Genomic DNA, 17,687 nt, shown 5'->3' with positions numbered 1-17,687 from the left:
GCTCATCGCATCCTGGGGCTGGAGAAGGTCCCAAGGGTTTGGCTGTTCGCCAATTAAAGCGGTACGCGAGCTGGGTTCAGAACGTCGCAAGACAGTTCGGTCCTTATCCGTCGTGGGCGTAGGGTATTTGAGAGAGTCTGTTCCTAGTACGAGAGGACCGGAATGGGTAAACCTCTAGTGTTCCAGTTGTTCACCAAGAGCAGCGCTGGGTAGCTAAGTTTATAAGGGATAACCGCTGAAAGCATCTAAGTGGGAAGCCCGACTCAAGATGAGATACCCCGAATCAGCTTCGGCTGATGATAAGACCCCTTGAAGACTACAAGGTTGATAGGCCAGGTGTGTAAGTGCAGTAATGTATTGAGCTAACTGGTACTAATAGGTCGAATGTTTTAATCACGCTAAATGTCTTTGTAAAAAGAGATAAAAACTCAAGTTTATTATTACGTTACGAATATTTCGAACACAGGAAAAATTGATATATAAGTTTCCTGGTGGGAATAGTTGTAGGGAAATACCCGTTCCCATTCCGAATACGGTAGTTAAGTCTGCAACGCCGATTGTACTTGCCTGGTGACGGGCTGGAAGAGTAGGTACTGCCAGGATCTAATTATAAAACCTCGAAGGTAAAACTTCGGGGTTTTTTTTGGACAATCCTAATGTTTATTCTAAGCTATACTATGTCTAGGAAACCTAGGCATGAGGAGTGGATTTGTTTTTAGCATCAATTTTTGGTCGATTTGAAAGCCAAGCTGAGTTCAGAAAGTATTCGTTCCTTGGCGTTATATTCGGATGTTTGATTGCTACTTATTGGGCAATGCTTGCGCTTAAAGATGGGATCTTTGGATCGATTGTCGGGGCCGAGTATACGGGGTTTGCAAAAATATTTTCTCTCTTTGTGTTACTTTGTGTTTTAACGATTTACGGAAAAATTGTAGAAAACATGACTCTCCATCGTGCATTCTACATGTTGACCGTTATCTATGCACTGAGTTCTTTGTGCTTTGCGTACTTTTTAAACGATCCTATATATGGGATACCTAATACGGTTGAAAGTCCAACACGTATTATTGGGTGGTTATGGTATGTTTTTGTTGAAAGCGCTGGGACAATGTTTGTTCCTTTATTTTGGGCAATTGCTGCCGAGGTATCTACACCAGAGTCTGGTAAGCGTGGGTTCCCTTTGATTTTTCTATGTGCTCAATTTGGGAATATCATTGGACCATGGTTCTTACGAGCCCGTCGATTAGGATTTCAAAATAGTGCACCTATTGTTGTCATTATAGCAATCCTTATTGCATGTATAGGTGTTTTAATGTGGTTCTTTATGAAGACAACACCAGCATCTGAATTTCATCCGGCAAAAACGACACAGGGTCGCCCTGGATTTTTTGAGGGTCTTCAACTTTTGATACAGCATCGTTATTTGCTTAGGATTTTGTTGATTGCGGGTTTGTATGAAACTATTACAACATTGGTGGATCTATATTTTAAAGTTCAGGTCAAAAATGCATTTCCGATTGAGGCTCTGCGATCAGAATACTTAGCACAGTTTGCCGTAGCGGTAGGAATACTTTCTACGTGTTCGTTATTATTTGGTGTTAGTAGTATACAGCGTAAACTTGGTATCAAAGCATCACTTATGTTAATGCCAATTCTTTCTGGTATTGGAATAATTGTCTGGTGGAGCAAGCCGATTATGGCAGTATCATTTGGTGTAGTATTGTGTTTTAAGGCATTCAACTATTCGTTGAATCAACCTTCGGTAAAACAATTATATATCCCAACGACTAAAGATGCTCGACGGAAAACACAAGCATGGATTGAAGTCTTTGCCGGTCGCGGTTCCAAGGCAATGGCATCAACAATAACCGCATTGAAATTTCCTTTGATACAGCTATTCGGGCCGCTTGCGGGTCTGTCTCTTTTCCTTACATGTGCAAGCAGTGTTGGTCTTCTTTTAGCGGCAGCCTGGTTTTATATCGCGCGAGATATTGCACAGCAATATGAACATGCAGTATCCCAAAATACGACGGTATGTTGATCTAGTTTTTTGTTTCATTTTTTATATCTCTTTGCTATGATCCAACATCGTAGTATGTTTTTTTATACGGAAGGGATTTTATATGAAACGTACACGTTTCGCCCAGGTCTTGGGCGGTTTGTTTTTATTGCTTTCTTCCCGCATGTTGTGGGCAATGCCCGCGTGGTTGAATAAGGCCTTTGCGATGTGGGCATCACTTGCTCTGCTTGCAGTAGGTGGGCAAGCGGATCGTCGTTATGAGGATGTAGGGCGCGAAGCGGCTCTTGCCGTGTGGGCATGTCATGGGGTTGCTCCTGAGGCGTTAGGAGAGTCTTCCTTTGTCGAACGCGCTATGGCGCGGGGCTGGCTCGATGATAGCGATGATGCACGATGGGCAGAATCGTGTGCTGCCTTCCAAGCTGGACTTGTAGACAGAGCAGATCATACTGCACAAGAGTATGCACGTTACAGAGACTCATTGAAGTATGAGTATAAGTCGACGGGTACTCTTGGTAGCATACGGCTAAGTTCCGCGCAGCTTGAATTAGCTGGACGCGCACTAGTAAAGGTTTTTGGTGGACAAAGGGAAACTCGTACAGAACGTCATTGTAATTCTTATGCACAATATGGTGGCGGCCGCACTACTAACTGCTATGATAGACAAGTTCATGCAGGGCTGAAATGGGAAGAACATGAGGTCTTGAGAAGTGCTGGGTTTGAGCATGCTGATGGTACTCCTGATAAAGCAAGATTGAGGGACCTTCGAAACTTACACTCTCGATTGCAGTGTGGTACTGGCGGTTACTATGCCGTTCTTGATCCAGATGCTCCTTTTGCTCATGCAATGATGCGAGCGCTTCTGGATGATCCTAATAGTGATGATATGGCTACATCATGGACAAGACGGTAAAAAAAGATAAATAAAAAGCTTTTGTTCAATATAAAGGCCCCTTAAATGGGGCCTTTTTTGTTTATATCCCAGGGAAGAGAGTTTATAGGTTGGGCCCCTTTTGAGAAGCAATTCTATTTGTGATACAACTTAGGTGGCTTAAAAGAAATCAATTTACTTTATGTAAACTATGTCCGGAAAGACAGCATCATGAGGAAAGGCATCGATATGAAGATAAAGTCTTTTGTCTACGGCTTTTTAGGGGGTTTGTTCCTACCTCTCGCAGCCACTGATTTTATGACAATTCTGATGAAGGATCCAGAATTCAGGCCGTTTCGAGAAGAATTCTGTGTGACAAGTGACCAGCTTAACCAGGCGATTGTTGAGGGAAATACAGATGTCTTGGGTAGGTTGCTCGATCTTCCAACAGAAGATGCTTGGCGGATGGTTTGTTGTAGAGATACTAAATCAGGCAAAAGTCCCCTGGAAACGTTTTCTGAACGCTATCCATCAGTAGAGCCAGCAGAGTTCTTTGGTCAGTTTATTAGTCGCCGTCTCGACTATGGCCAATGGGAATAGCAAAGGGAAGATGATCTTCGAATGACGAGGGCCTTACTATTTTGTAAAGCCACGATTAAGTTTGGCTGAGATTACTTCTTTGGGCTCAAAGAATTCTTTCAATACTGCGAGTGCTTTATCAGTGTGTACATGTTCTCCACAAGTGAAGATATCAATTGCAACATAATCGTATTCAGGCCATGTATGAATGGAAATATGTGACTCTTGAAGAAGTACAATGCCTGACATGCCACATGGTGAAAATTTATGTTTTTCGATGCCAAGAATGGTTGCGTTTGCGGCTATGGCAGCATTGTGTAAGACTTCTTCAATTTCTTCAAATGCATTCAGGTTATTGCAGTAGCGAAATTCTGCAATAATATGCTCGCCTAATTTCAAAAATGATTCTTGAGGCTGTTGTGAATGAGGGACATGTGAAATACTATCAACCGAATTGGAACAAAGAGCAGCCGATACAATCGTTAGTGTTGCTGTACAAAAGAGTCTTTGGATCTTGTACATGATATTATTTTTTCTCCATTTTTATGAGAAAGACAATAACAACAGGTAATCACTTTTGTATATACTGCTCATTGCTCAGAGTTGCAACTCTTTATTTACGTTCATTTGTAGCCGGACGTTTTACTGCCTGATCTACGCCAATCCATCCAGCGTATGCAGGGATTGTCCAGAGAGCCTTGCGAGTGAAAAAGCCCAACAATGATCGCCATGTGATATGCCCATCTCTGTCTTGAACACTAGAAATAGGTGAATTTACTTTACCATCATCTGCAAGATCGCTTGCAATATATCCGATGAAAATACTACCAAGGAGTGCTTCAATGTGCTTAATAGGAGCCCATGAGGAAAGCTTGAGCCCAGTGTCGTGTTCAAATGCTTTTATTGCTTGTCCAAAAATACCTGAAGCCAACATGACCGTGCCAATGATTTGTACTGTTCTAAAGCCGGTAGTATTGATCTGCATGCTTCCATCAGCGGCCTCAGCTGCATCTAGTACGGCAGCGCCCCCCTCTTTTAGTTTTTGGGCGGCACCGTCCATGGCTAATGTATTAAGCGATGTCATAGTAAAACTGGCAAGAAGTAAGATGTGTAGTTTATTGTGCATAGATAAAATCCCATAATTAAAGAAAAAAACAAACTATACCAAAGACATGGTACCATATTGTAATGAACATTCAATCTAGGTTATCGACTGGTATTTTATGAGTGTCTCCGTATGCCAAATCTTCCAAGAAGCAGTGTGGTGAGCGAAAGGATTTTGAGAACAATAAATGCGGCAATAATTTTAGTAGAAACCATGGCAGTGAAGTTTTCTATAGAAATCAATTGTTGTCCAATATAGCTATAAATCAGGTACGCTGGCGTGACTCCTACCAGAGTTGTCCACATAAAGGTCTTGGCGGAAATGTTTGTTGCACCAGCTAAAATATTGAGAATGAAAAATGGAGTTACGGGAAAAAAGTGCAAACCTATTAGATACAGGTAGCCATAGTTATTCAACTCAGTATTGAATTTTTCAAGCCGTTTTGTATAGCGTTCGTGAATGTAATCGCCAATAAAATAGCGAGCCATAAGAAACGAGCACGTTGCTCCAAGCGTGGCTCCAATAACGGAATAGAAAGCTCCCGGAATCCAGCCAAACAAAAACCCTCCGATGATTGGAACTAGAATGCCAGCAGGTATCGAAAATGCTAGCAAGAGTGTCAATAAGCCAATGAATGAAAGGACAGATGACATATAATTGTCACTAGCAAACTCACGAGCATTCTCTGCAAACTCTTTCAAATATGTCGTTGAAAGATACGAAGTAAAGCCAAAATAATGTAGTAATCCGAAAGCGGATATTAAAAGAACAAGAATGATGATTCTATTGCGGTATTTTGTGTTCATACTATTCCGAGATAAAATGGCGTGACTTCAAGTGCAAACTATACTACCATAGCGCGGTCGTTTCACACAATGCTAGGATAGTTCAATTTATGAAGAAATATTTTTTACCATTATTTATAATTGTTTCATCATTACTTTTGGTATCTGTTTCGTATGGCATGGATGATCCTGACGTAGCTGCGGCGGCTCAAGAAATCGATGCACTTGCTATTCGGGATGATGGTGAGGCGTCTGGTGAAGGGCAACGGGTTTACCCGCTTGCGGTTGTTTCTTCTCCATATGGTGGCGTGCTGAATGAGACGGGCATAGCAGATCTATTTTGTGCGTTGGTGAGAGAAGAACGGGAATCAGTTTCTGGGGCTGTTTTTGAATTCAACTTTGGTAGAGTTGCACGCGCGCTTGCAGAGGCACAAGGAAGAGATGTTCCGGTACATCTTGTTGTTGACCAGCGCTATAGAAGAGATAATCCCGCAGCTCCTTGTCCTCGCGCGCTGCTCTATCTGGTGAATCATGGATGTCAGGTCAGGAGAGCAACTGTTTTCAATGAAACACGTGAGCGCAAGAAAGATGGAGAGTGTAATTTTGTTGTTATGCATAACAAATTCTTTCTTTTTGGTGAAAATGAAAGAGCAAACAGGCCTCTATGTTGGACGGGCTCCTTTAATTTTACTGGGCAAGCTGAAAAGGCCAGTTGGGAAAATGTCGTTGTTTTAGCTGATGAGCCATCGATTGCAAAATTTCTTACAGCCTTTCATGCCTTACGAGGGCAATCTCGTGCGTTAGCTGCTCGCGATCTAGATTATGCTGATACACGAGAAGAGAACGAGAGGCGCAGGCTCATGACTAGTGCAAGGGGGACGGGTTCTGATAGGAAACGTTACGCAGAAAATGTACTTGCAAAAACAAAACGTATCAACGAAAGTGACAATCTTTAGTCTTTCCAATTCCACCATTTAAGTAATGCTGGGGTGTGTTTATCATGTGACGCATAATATACAGCACATCGAAAAACATACAAAACACAACGATCGATATGCATTCCACGCAGAGCGCATAATTCTTTGTACATCTGCTCTGGGTTGCGGAGGCGCAAGTCACCAATCTTGCGTATGCCAAGATCCCAAAGGTCTTGCGCAATACTTGGTCCAACCCCAGGAATTTCTTGGAGCTGTTTATTAGTCATGATGATTTCTATGCAATAAGAGATAGCCTCTAGTTGCAAGTGCATAAATCAAACAAGTCGCGACAATATTACCAATAGTTGCTACTGGATAAGCTGACAAAATGGCAGCTTGTAGCGCGGATAATATAGTCGTTGTGGCAATAACAAAGATGCCTAGTGCTGGATCAAAACTCCATATAAATCGGTAGGTGATATTGAGTGTGTAGCCAAGCGCGAGACCTGCAATTATCCAACCAAGAACGCTGGTAATGCCAAAATTAGCAACAAGTAACAAACCGATTATAAGCCAAATCAGAAGAAGTGCGATATCTGAGATTGGACGTTTTGTTCTGAGGTAGTTTAGCATTGTAAGGAGACTCATAAATAAAATACTTGAGCGAATAAAAGCTGCAATTAATGACAATGCCGTTCCTAATGCAGGGGCATACTGTGACCATGCGCTATACATTGCCCATGTCGGTTCTATTTGTGTGAAGTGCCGAAGTGTTGCAAAGATCATACCACCAACAGCACCAGCGCCTGCTGCAAGCAGACTGCGGTTATATACATAGGTTTTTTTGCTGTGCTTTTGGACGAATGCTACCAATAATGCGAGACATGCACCCTCAAGCAATAACATAATAATCATACTTCCTGCTATGGATCCTACCTGTTGCCCAAAAGGTCTGATGGGCGAAATAGCAAAGAGGACTGATTGCCATGCATTGATGCTATTGATGCACCATAAGGAAAATAATATGCCTAGACTTTTTAGGAAGAATCCACCGGCAAATAGGCTGTTCATGAGAATAAAGAGTGTTATCACAATAAACATTAGTCTAAGTAAGGTTGAACTAAGGCCTGAGATGTTTTGAAGTAAATTCATTGTACTTCGGTCATTACGTTCCCACGCTTCTGGCACATGAATATGTCGTGCAATATCTGACACGATATTGCCGCTTACTGTCACGGAGATGCGGGCTTCTCCTCCACCATGTTCGAATATTGTTTTGTCAGAGAAGGTAAACTGCCAGTCGGTGCGTTCTGGAAGTTTTGTTGGAATGGCTGAAATCTCCTTAAGCGATTCTATGTCTTTATTGAGAATATCTTTAAGAGCCTTATGAACTTTTGTTCGAGCTTGCGTCTCACTGAGAGATTCTCCTTTGAATGATTCTGGCACTACATGTCTAACTCGTAGGACGGATCCTATACCATCGACAAAGATATGGTATTCCTCTCTACGGTCATCAACGGAACCAGTAAATCGAACAAACCGTATCAACCATGTTGGCTCGTCTAAGTAATGCTGTTGTACAAGTCGTTCATATGTTTGAGTATTAGTTTCTTGCCATACAAACCGCCCTGGTGTTCCCACCACGCCGACAATTTGGGCAAGTGGTTGCCATGGATGTTCCAGTTTAATGTCTGAATGTGCAAGCGCCTCGGTTGCACGTGTTATTGCTGTACTTCTAGAAATGGACATTGTGGGAGCATTTTGTTTCCACGGTGTTACAATGGCCCACGTAAGCGTTGCAAAGATAGCAATGCCGCATAGTTTCTGCTTCGTTGCACGAGTTGGTGATAGTTGGGTAAATGTATGCGTGGCGTGTACAGCATGATTGTGGGCTTGTGATGGCTGCCATGCTTTGTTGTATGCTGTATGTGAAATTGAATGCCAGTTTCCTGCTTGCCACCAGCGATAGGCCACAACAAAAAGGGGTATGCTTCCACACGCTATCACGAAAAATTTATCGACAATTGATCCCGAGGATGCTGAAGCAAAAAGAGGTTGTGACATGAGAATTAGGTCAAATACAAAATGTGATAGAATCGATGGTAATAATCCGAACATTAGGTACACAGCACCAAAAATAGTACTTGGAATAATCAGCTCTACTAAGCGACCGTAAAATGGTTGCGTTGCATAATTGGCGTGAGCAGCACCAAAGATCAGAATTTGGATTATGAAGCCAATGACAATGAATAAGCGTTCTTTTTTAAATTTGCGGCCAAGCAGTGCTGCTCCTGCCAAAGGAACTGCCCGAAACAAACATTCTTCCCAAAACCCTGCGTGTAGTGCGTCGGTTACTGATGGTAGCCATGGTATATACGTTGCAAGAATATTAGGGTCGATCATAGTATCTGAAGGCACCCACCAGCCCAAAATAGAACGAGAAAAAAGATACATTAAAACGATGAAGGCAAGGTGAAGACCGACAATGAGATATCCACCAATGGTTCTTCCAAGCACAGAAACAGTGTTGCCGATTGATGGTTTCCATAACTTCCATAGTTGTATCTGATTGCCAAATGCCATCCGTGTAAGACTTTCTGCTGCGGCTGCAGAAAGGAGAAATATTAGAGCACTGAATAGCATAGATATGAATGATCCAATCAGTGTTGTGACAAGAAATTGTACTTTGGATACGGCGGTATCATAGAACATCCAATGTAGTGGAATTTCATTAAATATTTTTGCTAGTGAAAGCGTTGCCATGATTCCCGTCCAAATCAATGGTTGTTTCCACAAAACGTAGCGCTTGCGCATTAATATAAAAAGCCCAATGAAGCAGCCCAAAATGAGATATAAAAGATACATTAATAGGCTTGCTGCAGTTGCGAGCGTTGTATTAGCCGAACGCATTTCTTCATAGCGCAGGAAGAATGATTCAGGGATTTTAATAGTGTGCTGTATTCCGGTTACCTTATTACCCGAAACTGAAAGTGTGAGCCGGTATTTTCCTTCGCCTATTGATACGTGTTGCTGCTCATACACAAAGGTGTAATCGACACGACCGTTGGGCTTTTCGTCTTTTGCCGTCTCAATACTCTCAAACAGTGCAAGATCGATATTCCATTGTTGTGCTAGAGCCTCAGCTTTCTTTTGTGCTGTGTGGGCTGCGAGTGACGGCAGGGAGGTTTCTTCGGGAAGTTTTTCTACAAAACCATAAGGAGTTCCATCTGGTTTGAAATAGAAAGTACATTCATGAGCACTACCTTCATTAAAATGGCGCACATGCCATGTAAATGGTGCATACAAGGATCCCTTGATTACCTCATTAAAGGCTTCACTACCGCCAGCCTCAAGTTCGATATAGTTTTGTACGTTACGGTCGTTTTCAAAGGAAGCGGCAGCAGCATAAGTGTCAGGGCCTATGCCATACGAAGTAGCGTGGTATCGGGCTTTTTCTAGTGCATCGGCTCTATCAACTGAGACCTCAACATTTGCTATAGGAAAGGCACGCTTAAAATATTTAATGGTAAAAGCAATGCCAGTGAGTGAAACTAACGTGGCCAGGATCCAAAAAAGCTTTGTTTTGGTAATGTTCATATGAAACAGTCCTTCTGGAATAGATAAAATCCATAGTAGTATACTATGATCATTCTGCCTTTGGTACCGAATGATCTTCGGCTTCAATAAACAATTCCATGAGTTCGAAGACATTGTGGAGTCGTTTCACCTTGATTCTTGTTTTTGGAAGCGACTGGTTATGAGAAATGAATATAACTTTGATCCCGTATGTTGTTGCCTCATTGAGATGACGTGTAATGAGATTGACTGGCTTAATATGTCCGGTGAGACTAATTTCCCCTAAAGCGATTGATTTTTCTGGAAGAGATTTTTGAAAGTAACTGGATAATAATGCGAGGGCAATTCCAAGATCTGATGAACTGTCTTTAATCGTAAAACCACCACTTACTTTGAAAAAAATATCATGCGCACTAAATCTGATTTTGAGATACTTTTCTAAAATTGCGGCAATGAGAACAAGGCGTTTATAGTCAAGGTTGGTTACGACGCGCTGGGGTGATGGATATTTAGATGCAATTGTGAGGGCCTGAAGCTCGAGAAGGAGGGGCCGTGAGCCTTCGAGATAGCTGATCAATGAAGCACCAGGAGAATTATTGGTAGCATTGAGGAGTTCCTCATTGATGTTGGAAACTTCTTTGAGTCCAGAAGTTTCCATCTCAAAAAAACCCAGTTCGTTAATACTTCCGAATCGATTTTTGACCGAGCGCAACACGCGGGTTTGCCATCGATCTTCGCCCTGAAGATAAAAGACTCCATCAACCATGTGCTCGAGCATTTTTGGTCCAGCTATGTTGCCATCTTTAGTAATGTGGCCACTGACAATGATGGCAACATTGTGCTCTTTAGCCAGCCTCATGAGCTGGAAAGATGTTTCACGCAACTGGCCGATACTACCCGGTAGGGTTTGTACTTCTGAGGCATAGCAGTTTTGAATTGAATCTACGACAACCAGGTCTGGTTGGTCCGTTTCAACCGTAGCAACAATGGCTTCCAGACGTGCCTGATCTGAAAATAAAAGATTTTCTGATGCACATCCCAATCGCTCTGCACGAACTTTAACCTGTTCAAGCGATTCTTCTGATGAAAAGTAAAAGACACGGTGATGCTGTGAAATTGCGTGAGCAACCTGTAAAAGAAGTGTTGATTTTCCTATGCCTGGATCACCTGTTAGAATGAGAAATGAATTTGGCATAATACCATCACCGAGGACCCGATCCCATTCTTGGATGCCTGACAGTAAGCGTCTATGAGAGTTTGTTTTGATTTCTGTCAATGGGACCATAGTTAATGCGGTGGTACTGATCTTTTTGCCAATACCGGGTTGTTGTGTTGCTTGAAATTCGACAACACTATTCCACTCGCTGCATTCAGGACAGCATCCTACCCAACGAGGAGGACGATAATCACAGTTGGTACATTTATAATTGAGTTTAGTCTTGCTCAAAATATATGAATCCGGTTGATTTGGTGACAACTTCTACAGCGAGCTTGATAACAATTTTCTGCGCCGATAATCACAATAGGATCTTCATAATTGGCAGGTTCACCATTGATGAGTCGTTGGGAGAAATGTGCATCTTTCCCGCAGACCATGCAAATAGCCTTGAGCTTGGTCGTCTGATCTGCAACAGCCATGAGTGTTGGGATAGGTCCAAATGGGACGCCGCGAAAATCAAGATCAAGTCCTGCAACAATAACGCGCCTTCCCTCATCTACCATCTGACACACAATATTAATGATATCATTGTTGAAGAATTGTACTTCATCTATTGCTATGACTTCAGTATCTTTATCCACAACGGAAAGGATAGTAGATGGATGCTCTATGGGAATGGCTTCAAACTTACTACCGTTATGGGTTGTAATATAAGAGCGGGCGACACGATCATCGAGACTATGCTTAAAAACAACGGCGTTCTGCTTGGCAAATTGTGCGCGGCGAAGACGTAGAATCAGCTCTTCCGATTTTCCGGAAAACATTGATCCGCAAATAACCTCTAATCTCCCTTTTTTGCTCGCCTCAGTGCGCATATTCGTGGACTCCTCACCAGAAAAATTTTAAATAAATTCAGACACCATAATAAAGATCTCGAACTATTTTTTCAATTGGATTGTTTCTTTTTTGGCTATTCTTTTTTTTGTCGTTACAATATGGTTCATCCTTAAATAATCCGTTGAATTTGTCATGCAAAGTTTCCTGTCATGTACAGTGAAAAAGTCGTAAAATAACTCAAGAACAGTATTCGGTATGCTGAGATGCAATTTAGATCCTATACTTACGAGAGTCTCGCATGATACGCTTATCACTATAAAATAAATATAAGAGAGCCCTTCATGGAAAAAACCCTTATCATTGATACTGACCCTTCTCAGGAATCAGCGCCATCTGTGACAGAGATATCTGATGACTTGTTTCCGTCTATAGTTATTGGACAATCGTTGAAACTGCGCGGAGAAGTCGATGTAGTTGGGGCCAAAAACGCAGTGTTAGTGATTATGGCGTCTCTGATTCTAACTGAGGGTAAATCGACTCTTACTAATATTCCGAACTCAGAAGATGTTCTCCAGATGATAGCGCTATTACGTGATTTGGGCGCTGATGTGCAATTTTATCCACAACAAAATACTGCATGTGTTGATACCTCAACTATTTCGAAGCATAGAGTCAAGGCTGATATCATGAAAAAGATGCGCGCATCTGTTTTGGTGATGGGTCCACTTCTTGCGCGCTTTTCACGAGCAGATATCGCATTGCCGGGTGGCTGTGGAATTGGTAAACGGCCAATCGATTACCACATCAAAAACTTTGAAAAGATGGGGGTACGATATAAAAGCAATGGAGATATGCTTTTGGCAACGGTGAAGCAATTGCAGGCGCAACGTTTGATTTTGGAGTATCCGAGTGTTGGTGCGACAGAGAACCTCATGATGGCTGCTGTGCTCACGCCTGGCGTGACTAAAATTGTCAACGCGGCATTGGAGCCGGAAGTACTAGATTTGATTGCAGTTCTCAAAAAAATGGGGGCGTGCATTGAAATTAAGGCTCCCGCATGCATAGAGATTGAAGGAGTTGCGGCCTTGCGTCCTATCGATCATGAAATTGTGGTGGATCGGCTTGAAGCTGGATCATTACTTCTTGCTGCTGCAATTACAGGGGGTGAAGTAACTATTCCTAATGTTTCATTTAATTTGTTGGATGTATTTCTTTTTAAGCTTCAGGAGATGGGCCATGAGATTGCTGAGGTTACTCCTGGAAGGGGTATTAGCATTCGAGCAGTCGAAAATCCACGGGCTGTTTCATTCAAGACGTCCCCATATCCAGGATTTCCAACCGATTTACAAGCCCCAATGATGGTTGCACAATGTTTGGCAGAGGGAACGAGTTCAATTCATGAAACAGTATTTGAGAATCGATTTCTTCATGTTCCTGAGCTTCAGAAAATGGGCGCACTGATTTCTGTCAATGGTGATCGAGCTGAAGTTCATGGTGTTGATGAGCTGTATGGTACACATGTTATCGCGGGTGATATTCGGGGTTCATGTGCCCTAGTTTTAGCAGGTCTTGTTGCAGTCGGAAAAACAATCGTTACTGGGGTACATCACTGGAAGCGTGGGTATCAACAACTTGATAAAAAATTAGAGCAACTTGGTGCGCGTATTATTCTAAAAACTGCTCGTTAATTCAATTAATTCTTTGGTTATTTTTGCCTGACGTAATTTATTGTACTGTAACCGCATAGTATCAAGCAATGATCGTGCGTTACGTGTTGCGCTGTCCATGGAAACGAATCGTGCCGCCTGTTCCGATAGAAGCGATTGTACGAAAATATTATTTATCGAAGCTTTAAGATATTGAAGCGCAAGCGCATCGAGCACGTCGTTTGGTTCCTGGTGCCAGTATGGCATTTCATCTTCTTGCGAAGGGGCAACTTCTTCAGACTGTTGAAACGGAATTAATGTAGATAGGCGATGTTCCTGTAAAAAAAAGGTTATAGCGTGATTTGTGTACAATTGTACGAGTGTATATGGCTCTTGTGTTTGTTCAATTATACCAATGATGTAGGTAATTAACGCGGATATTGTCGATGCAGTAAATGCGTCGTGTTGTGCAATAATATTGAGGGGTAGGGTTTTTCTTCGAGCGTTAATATGTTCTATCATTTTTTTTCCGATGATGATCGCATCAGCATGGTACAAATTATTTTCAGACAAGAGTTGATCAAAATCATTTAAGAGTCCCGTATTAAATGTTCCACAGAGCCCTTTCTGAGACCCCACAAGAATAAGTAATGTTTTCGGTTTGGTTGATGCCGATGGCATCAGAATATGGTTTGTCCATGTAGGAACCCGAAATATTGAGGTAAGGAGCAGGGCTTGCAGTTCGTCATGATACAGCCGAGCTTGTTGTTTCCGGTTTCTGAATTGAAGATGTGTCGACATGGACACAAGTTGCATAGCATGTGTTATTTTTCTGATTGTTTCGACTGCTTTGAGTCGTTGGCGCATCTGAATCAACTGCGACATGCTGGATCCTCTTCAGGTTCTTCTGATGTTACGTATCATAGTGATCAGGTATGTTTAAGTAAACACTCTTGAGTAAAAATGTTTTCTAACTGGGTGTTTCTTTTGTACAGTGATGGGTGCGAGAGGATAAATCATGTACCTTATTATTGATGGCTATAACCTCCTAAAGACTATGCTTGGGGCGCAAGAAAGCTCCGAGAAGAAGAAAAGTGGCCTTATTGCGGCATTGGTATCGTATGCCCGTCGCAAAGAACATACTATCAGCGTCGTATTTGATGGCGGGTTGACACAACATCTAAGTCAGGAGTATTACGGAACCCGTGTGAGGGTGGTGCATGCTGGCTATCATAAATCTGCAGACGACCTTATTAAAAAACTATTGCATGAAACGAAAGACCGTGAGTGTGTTCTGATTTCATCAGATAATGAATTGATTGAAGCAGCATATTATCATAATGTGATTGCAGTTGATGCTTCGGCATTTGCTCATGTACTTGGGGAAAAGGAATACAAAAAAAATGCGCATCAGCGAGATGCGACATTGCGTAAACTCAACGAACATGCAGAACATGAGATTGATGAATTGATGGAAGAGATGAGTCGGAATATTCCTCTTAAGCACGAAGAGGTAGGGTTACGCCGCACGCGTGCTCGTACTACACAATCGAAATATGAAAAACGTATTATGAAGGTGTTAAAAAAATTATGATGGCAGTTCGTACATTTTCACTAGAAGATCTGGATATCATAGTGCGTGAGCTAGTGCAACTCAAAAATAAATGCAGGGTCTATACGTTTACAGGACCGTTGGGTTCAGGAAAAACAACCTTAGTACGGCAGATGCTGAAAGTAATGGGTGTCGAAGGTGTTATCTCAAGTCCTACGTTTACCTATGTCAATACCTACATAACCAAAGATGATGCAGTGATACATCATTTTGATTTATATCGCTTGCAATCGTATAACGGGTTTATTGAACAGGGTTTTGATGAATATTTATATCAACCGGATAGCTGGTCGTTTATTGAATGGCCCGAAGTTATTATGCCACTGGTACATCATAATGCGTGTCATGTAACGCTTGACTATGTTTCTCAAGATCAACGATCTATAGAGTATATGGTAGCGTTATAAAAGACCTTGTTCATGAAGAATGTGTTGTGCAATGTTGTGTAACGTTTCACCGCGTTCAAGTTTGTATGGCCGCATAAGAGTTCCGTCTGCCAAAATTTTTACTTCGACTTTGTAGTTTTGATATATTCCTGGTAGTTCATCTTCGAGTACTGTGAGCTTCGGATAATGGGTTGCGTTCATGCATATGCTATTTGGAAATGTTCCCAACTTTTGTGCATACCAGTAAGAAAGCTCTTGTGCTTCGCCACCAGTTCCTTTGAATGCTTCATCGATCATCGAAAAACTTTTTTCATCGGGGCCAAGACGCGTAATTTTTTCTAATAATGATTTAGCACGATGAACTTCTGCTGCAAAGAGTGAAAGTCCTTCCTGTACCTTGTCGGTAATGTTCATATATGTATTAATACTTGCGAAGGGGGTTAAGATACAGGTGTCTGCGGGAACAATTCCACATGTTTGTGCAAGAATTGTGCAGAGAGTAATCCCCTTGAGTATAGTAGATTTTCCACCGGTGTTTTGTCCGGTCAGAATGATATTGTGTCCTCCAATAACGTGGCCGAGTTCGATTGAATTGGGCACAACCATTTTTGATGAGATCATGGGATTCCAAAAATTCTGGAGATTAATGTACGGATTCTTACTATTGACGAACTCTGCAAAACAATAATGAACTCGTTGTGATTCAAATTCTCTAAGTAATCGTGCAAGTGACATGAATGCATCAATAGTGCCTATAGTTTCCAATGCAGGTGTTAGTTCGTATTTTGCAGAATCGATCAGTTTATTAGCTGCCAGAATTTTCCCAAAATCAGAAAAATACGAGAATGAACGCTTGAAAGTCATGCTTTCAAGATGTTCCAACAGCATTTGCAAATCGTCACTTGTGGTCTCTGGATGATCGAATAGGTTCGTAAGCACTTGGCATTCATAGAGATCCCTAAGAGAATCCTGGTGAACTTTGATGACATCATGCATTGTGTGGATACTTGTGATTGATGATGCCAGTCCCTTGAGCTTGGCATATAGATAATGATGTGATCGATGTGATAGAGCGAAATAGGTGGCAATCTGGTAGCCAGAGAGCAGAACATTGATGATACCGGCTGCAAAATCTCCAGCCCGATACGAGAAGTTGCAAAGGGAGTTAAACTTGAGCTCCCCAGGTACATGAAATAGTCGATCGGATCGTAATTCGTCGCCTGGGAACCAGTGAGCAATTTGTTCATCAGTTGCAACACGCTTGATTACTCTTCCCGCGACTGTGTCTTGTTTTAGAACTGTAAAATTGTCAGAGAGCGTTTTAAAAATATTGTTGTTGAGTTGATAGCGGATGTACATTAATGCGAGCGGTAAGGTAAGTACCATTGCAAAGTCCTCGCCTCGCCGCAGAGAGTTGAGGAGGCTTGATGTTTTGTTCATGGTTGCTGAGCCTGAAAACCAGTCAGCAAAATAGAATCGACTGAATGTTTCTCTGTTAAAACCACTTTCCTCTTTCCAGAACGAAAGTAGAGTGTCCTCACATTCTTGAATTGTGGCAAGTGCGTCGTCGATAATGCGGAAGAGGGCTTCGTTATCACTGAGCGCCTTGATGATTCGTTGCCGCCTATGTAGCTCTCTGACATTAATCGTTGGTTCAGCAAGCATTTTCGCTAATGTCAGTTCTCCTAGCTTTGTTCTAGTTCGTTTTACCGTTCCAAGTAAATTGGCGTTCATGAATAGCTCTAGATTTTCCCAGGTACTTGGATCGATGATTGCCGTACCTGGTAAATATACGGGGGCAGTTGTGCTCAGGATTTTAAATGCTGCCAATGATTTTTCAGCTTCTGACAGATGCTCCAATTCGGGATCTGAGCCGCTGGCAATTACTTGTGGTCCATTGAGGCTATCGCCTGTGAGTATAGTGAGATACTGACTTGCGATGGAAGAATAGATAGATGTCTTTGAGGCCATGAGATTACATGAGGCCAAAACGAGGACTACAAGCCTAAAGTGCTTCATAATTTCCTTATATTCAAAATCAAAGTTGTGGCCAGTATAGAAAATGGGTCTCAGTAACTCAACATTACGGCGGAAGAGATGGTTCCAAAACGGGAGCAGTAAAATTTGGTTGAAAACATGAAAAAAACCACCTAATATAAGTTGGCGTTTTATTGGCGAAGGCCATATACTGAAAAAA

Annotated in this window: 16 protein-coding genes and 2 rRNA genes; 9 read left to right on the top strand and 9 right to left on the bottom strand. The window is 42.0% G+C overall.

Annotation, left to right across the window (positions count from 1 at the left end; translation table 11 throughout):
* The 5 genes from JW872_00485 to JW872_00465 form a co-directional block, all read left to right on the top strand.
* Window positions 1–397, top strand: a 23S ribosomal RNA gene (locus tag JW872_00485); the annotation flags it as partial.
* A 90-nt stretch (window positions 398–487) separates the two neighbouring features.
* A 5S ribosomal RNA gene (rrf, locus tag JW872_00480) occupies window positions 488–602 on the top strand.
* Between the two features lie 107 nt (window positions 603–709).
* Window positions 710–2,041, top strand: a complete 1,332-nt coding sequence (locus JW872_00475; protein ID MBN1549117.1) for a hypothetical protein — start codon at window positions 710–712, stop codon at window positions 2,039–2,041.
* An 82-nt stretch (window positions 2,042–2,123) separates the two neighbouring features.
* Window positions 2,124–2,930: a hypothetical protein gene (locus JW872_00470; GenBank protein MBN1549116.1), complete on the top strand. Its 807-nt coding sequence runs from the start codon at window positions 2,124–2,126 to the stop codon at window positions 2,928–2,930.
* Window positions 2,931–3,137: 207 nt separating this feature from the next.
* A complete protein-coding gene (locus tag JW872_00465; GenBank protein ID MBN1549115.1) occupies window positions 3,138–3,488 on the top strand; it encodes a hypothetical protein in 351 nt (116 codons plus the stop codon).
* Between the two features lie 36 nt (window positions 3,489–3,524).
* Here the strand turns inward: JW872_00465 and speD are convergent, their stop codons facing one another.
* From speD to JW872_00450, 3 genes are all read right to left on the bottom strand, one after another.
* Entirely contained in the window at window positions 3,525–3,989 is a 465-nt protein-coding gene (gene speD / locus JW872_00460; protein MBN1549114.1) for an adenosylmethionine decarboxylase, read from the bottom strand.
* A gap of 91 nt (window positions 3,990–4,080) precedes the next feature.
* Window positions 4,081–4,593 carry a hypothetical protein gene (locus JW872_00455; protein MBN1549113.1) on the bottom strand — a complete coding sequence of 171 codons (513 nt, stop codon included), beginning with the start codon at window positions 4,591–4,593 and terminating at the stop codon, window positions 4,081–4,083.
* A 95-nt stretch (window positions 4,594–4,688) separates the two neighbouring features.
* Window positions 4,689–5,378 (bottom strand): TVP38/TMEM64 family protein, encoded by a 690-nt coding sequence (locus JW872_00450; protein MBN1549112.1) that lies wholly within the window; start codon window positions 5,376–5,378, stop codon window positions 4,689–4,691.
* A gap of 89 nt (window positions 5,379–5,467) precedes the next feature.
* On the opposite strand from JW872_00450, the gene JW872_00445 reads away from it, so the two are divergent.
* Entirely contained in the window at window positions 5,468–6,313 is an 846-nt protein-coding gene (locus JW872_00445) for a hypothetical protein (GenBank protein MBN1549111.1), read from the top strand.
* Here JW872_00445 and JW872_00440 read toward each other — a convergent pair.
* Genes JW872_00440 through JW872_00425 form a run of 4 tightly spaced genes read right to left on the bottom strand, consistent with a single transcriptional unit; the run spans window position 6,310 to window position 11,884 of the window.
* Window positions 6,310–6,561, bottom strand: coding sequence for a helix-hairpin-helix domain-containing protein (locus JW872_00440; protein ID MBN1549110.1), 252 nt, complete (start codon window positions 6,559–6,561; stop codon window positions 6,310–6,312). The two genes, JW872_00445 and JW872_00440, sit on opposite strands and share 4 nt — an antisense overlap.
* A complete protein-coding gene (locus JW872_00435; protein ID MBN1549109.1) occupies window positions 6,554–9,871 on the bottom strand; it encodes a hypothetical protein in 3,318 nt (1,105 codons plus the stop codon). The genes JW872_00440 and JW872_00435 overlap by 8 nt, the downstream gene beginning before the upstream one ends.
* Window positions 9,872–9,920: 49 nt before the next feature.
* On the bottom strand, window positions 9,921–11,297 hold the full coding sequence (gene radA / locus JW872_00430) for a DNA repair protein RadA (protein ID MBN1549108.1): 1,377 nt from the start codon (window positions 11,295–11,297) through the stop codon (window positions 9,921–9,923).
* Window positions 11,294–11,884: a thymidine kinase gene (locus JW872_00425; GenBank protein ID MBN1549107.1), complete on the bottom strand. Its 591-nt coding sequence runs from the start codon at window positions 11,882–11,884 to the stop codon at window positions 11,294–11,296. The genes radA and JW872_00425 overlap by 4 nt, the downstream gene beginning before the upstream one ends.
* 303 nt (window positions 11,885–12,187) lie before the next feature.
* On the opposite strand from JW872_00425, the gene murA reads away from it, so the two are divergent.
* Complete coding sequence (murA, locus tag JW872_00420) at window positions 12,188–13,534, top strand: UDP-N-acetylglucosamine 1-carboxyvinyltransferase (protein ID MBN1549106.1); 1,347 nt, start codon at window positions 12,188–12,190, stop codon at window positions 13,532–13,534.
* Here murA and JW872_00415 read toward each other — a convergent pair.
* Window positions 13,517–14,377 (bottom strand): F0F1 ATP synthase subunit gamma, encoded by an 861-nt coding sequence (locus JW872_00415; GenBank protein ID MBN1549105.1) that lies wholly within the window; start codon window positions 14,375–14,377, stop codon window positions 13,517–13,519. The two genes, murA and JW872_00415, sit on opposite strands and share 18 nt — an antisense overlap.
* Before the next feature lie 133 nt (window positions 14,378–14,510).
* Between JW872_00415 and JW872_00410 the strand changes: the two genes are divergently transcribed.
* Both JW872_00410 and tsaE read left to right on the top strand, forming a co-directional pair.
* Window positions 14,511–15,086, top strand: a complete 576-nt coding sequence (locus JW872_00410) for an NYN domain-containing protein (GenBank protein ID MBN1549104.1) — start codon at window positions 14,511–14,513, stop codon at window positions 15,084–15,086.
* Window positions 15,083–15,511 (top strand): tRNA (adenosine(37)-N6)-threonylcarbamoyltransferase complex ATPase subunit type 1 TsaE, encoded by a 429-nt coding sequence (gene tsaE / locus JW872_00405; protein MBN1549103.1) that lies wholly within the window; start codon window positions 15,083–15,085, stop codon window positions 15,509–15,511. The genes JW872_00410 and tsaE overlap by 4 nt, the downstream gene beginning before the upstream one ends.
* On the opposite strand, the gene JW872_00400 is transcribed toward tsaE, so the two are convergent.
* Entirely contained in the window at window positions 15,506–17,509 is a 2,004-nt protein-coding gene (locus JW872_00400) for a hypothetical protein (GenBank protein MBN1549102.1), read from the bottom strand. The genes tsaE and JW872_00400 overlap by 6 nt on opposite strands.
* Window positions 17,510–17,687 lie beyond the last annotated feature (178 nt).

The sequence above is a fragment of the Candidatus Babeliales bacterium genome, assembly GCA_016929235.1.
In the GTDB taxonomy this organism is placed as follows: domain Bacteria; phylum Babelota; class Babeliae; order Babelales; family JABCYS01; genus JAFGJD01.
This window is presented reverse-complemented; position numbering and strand designations above follow the sequence as displayed.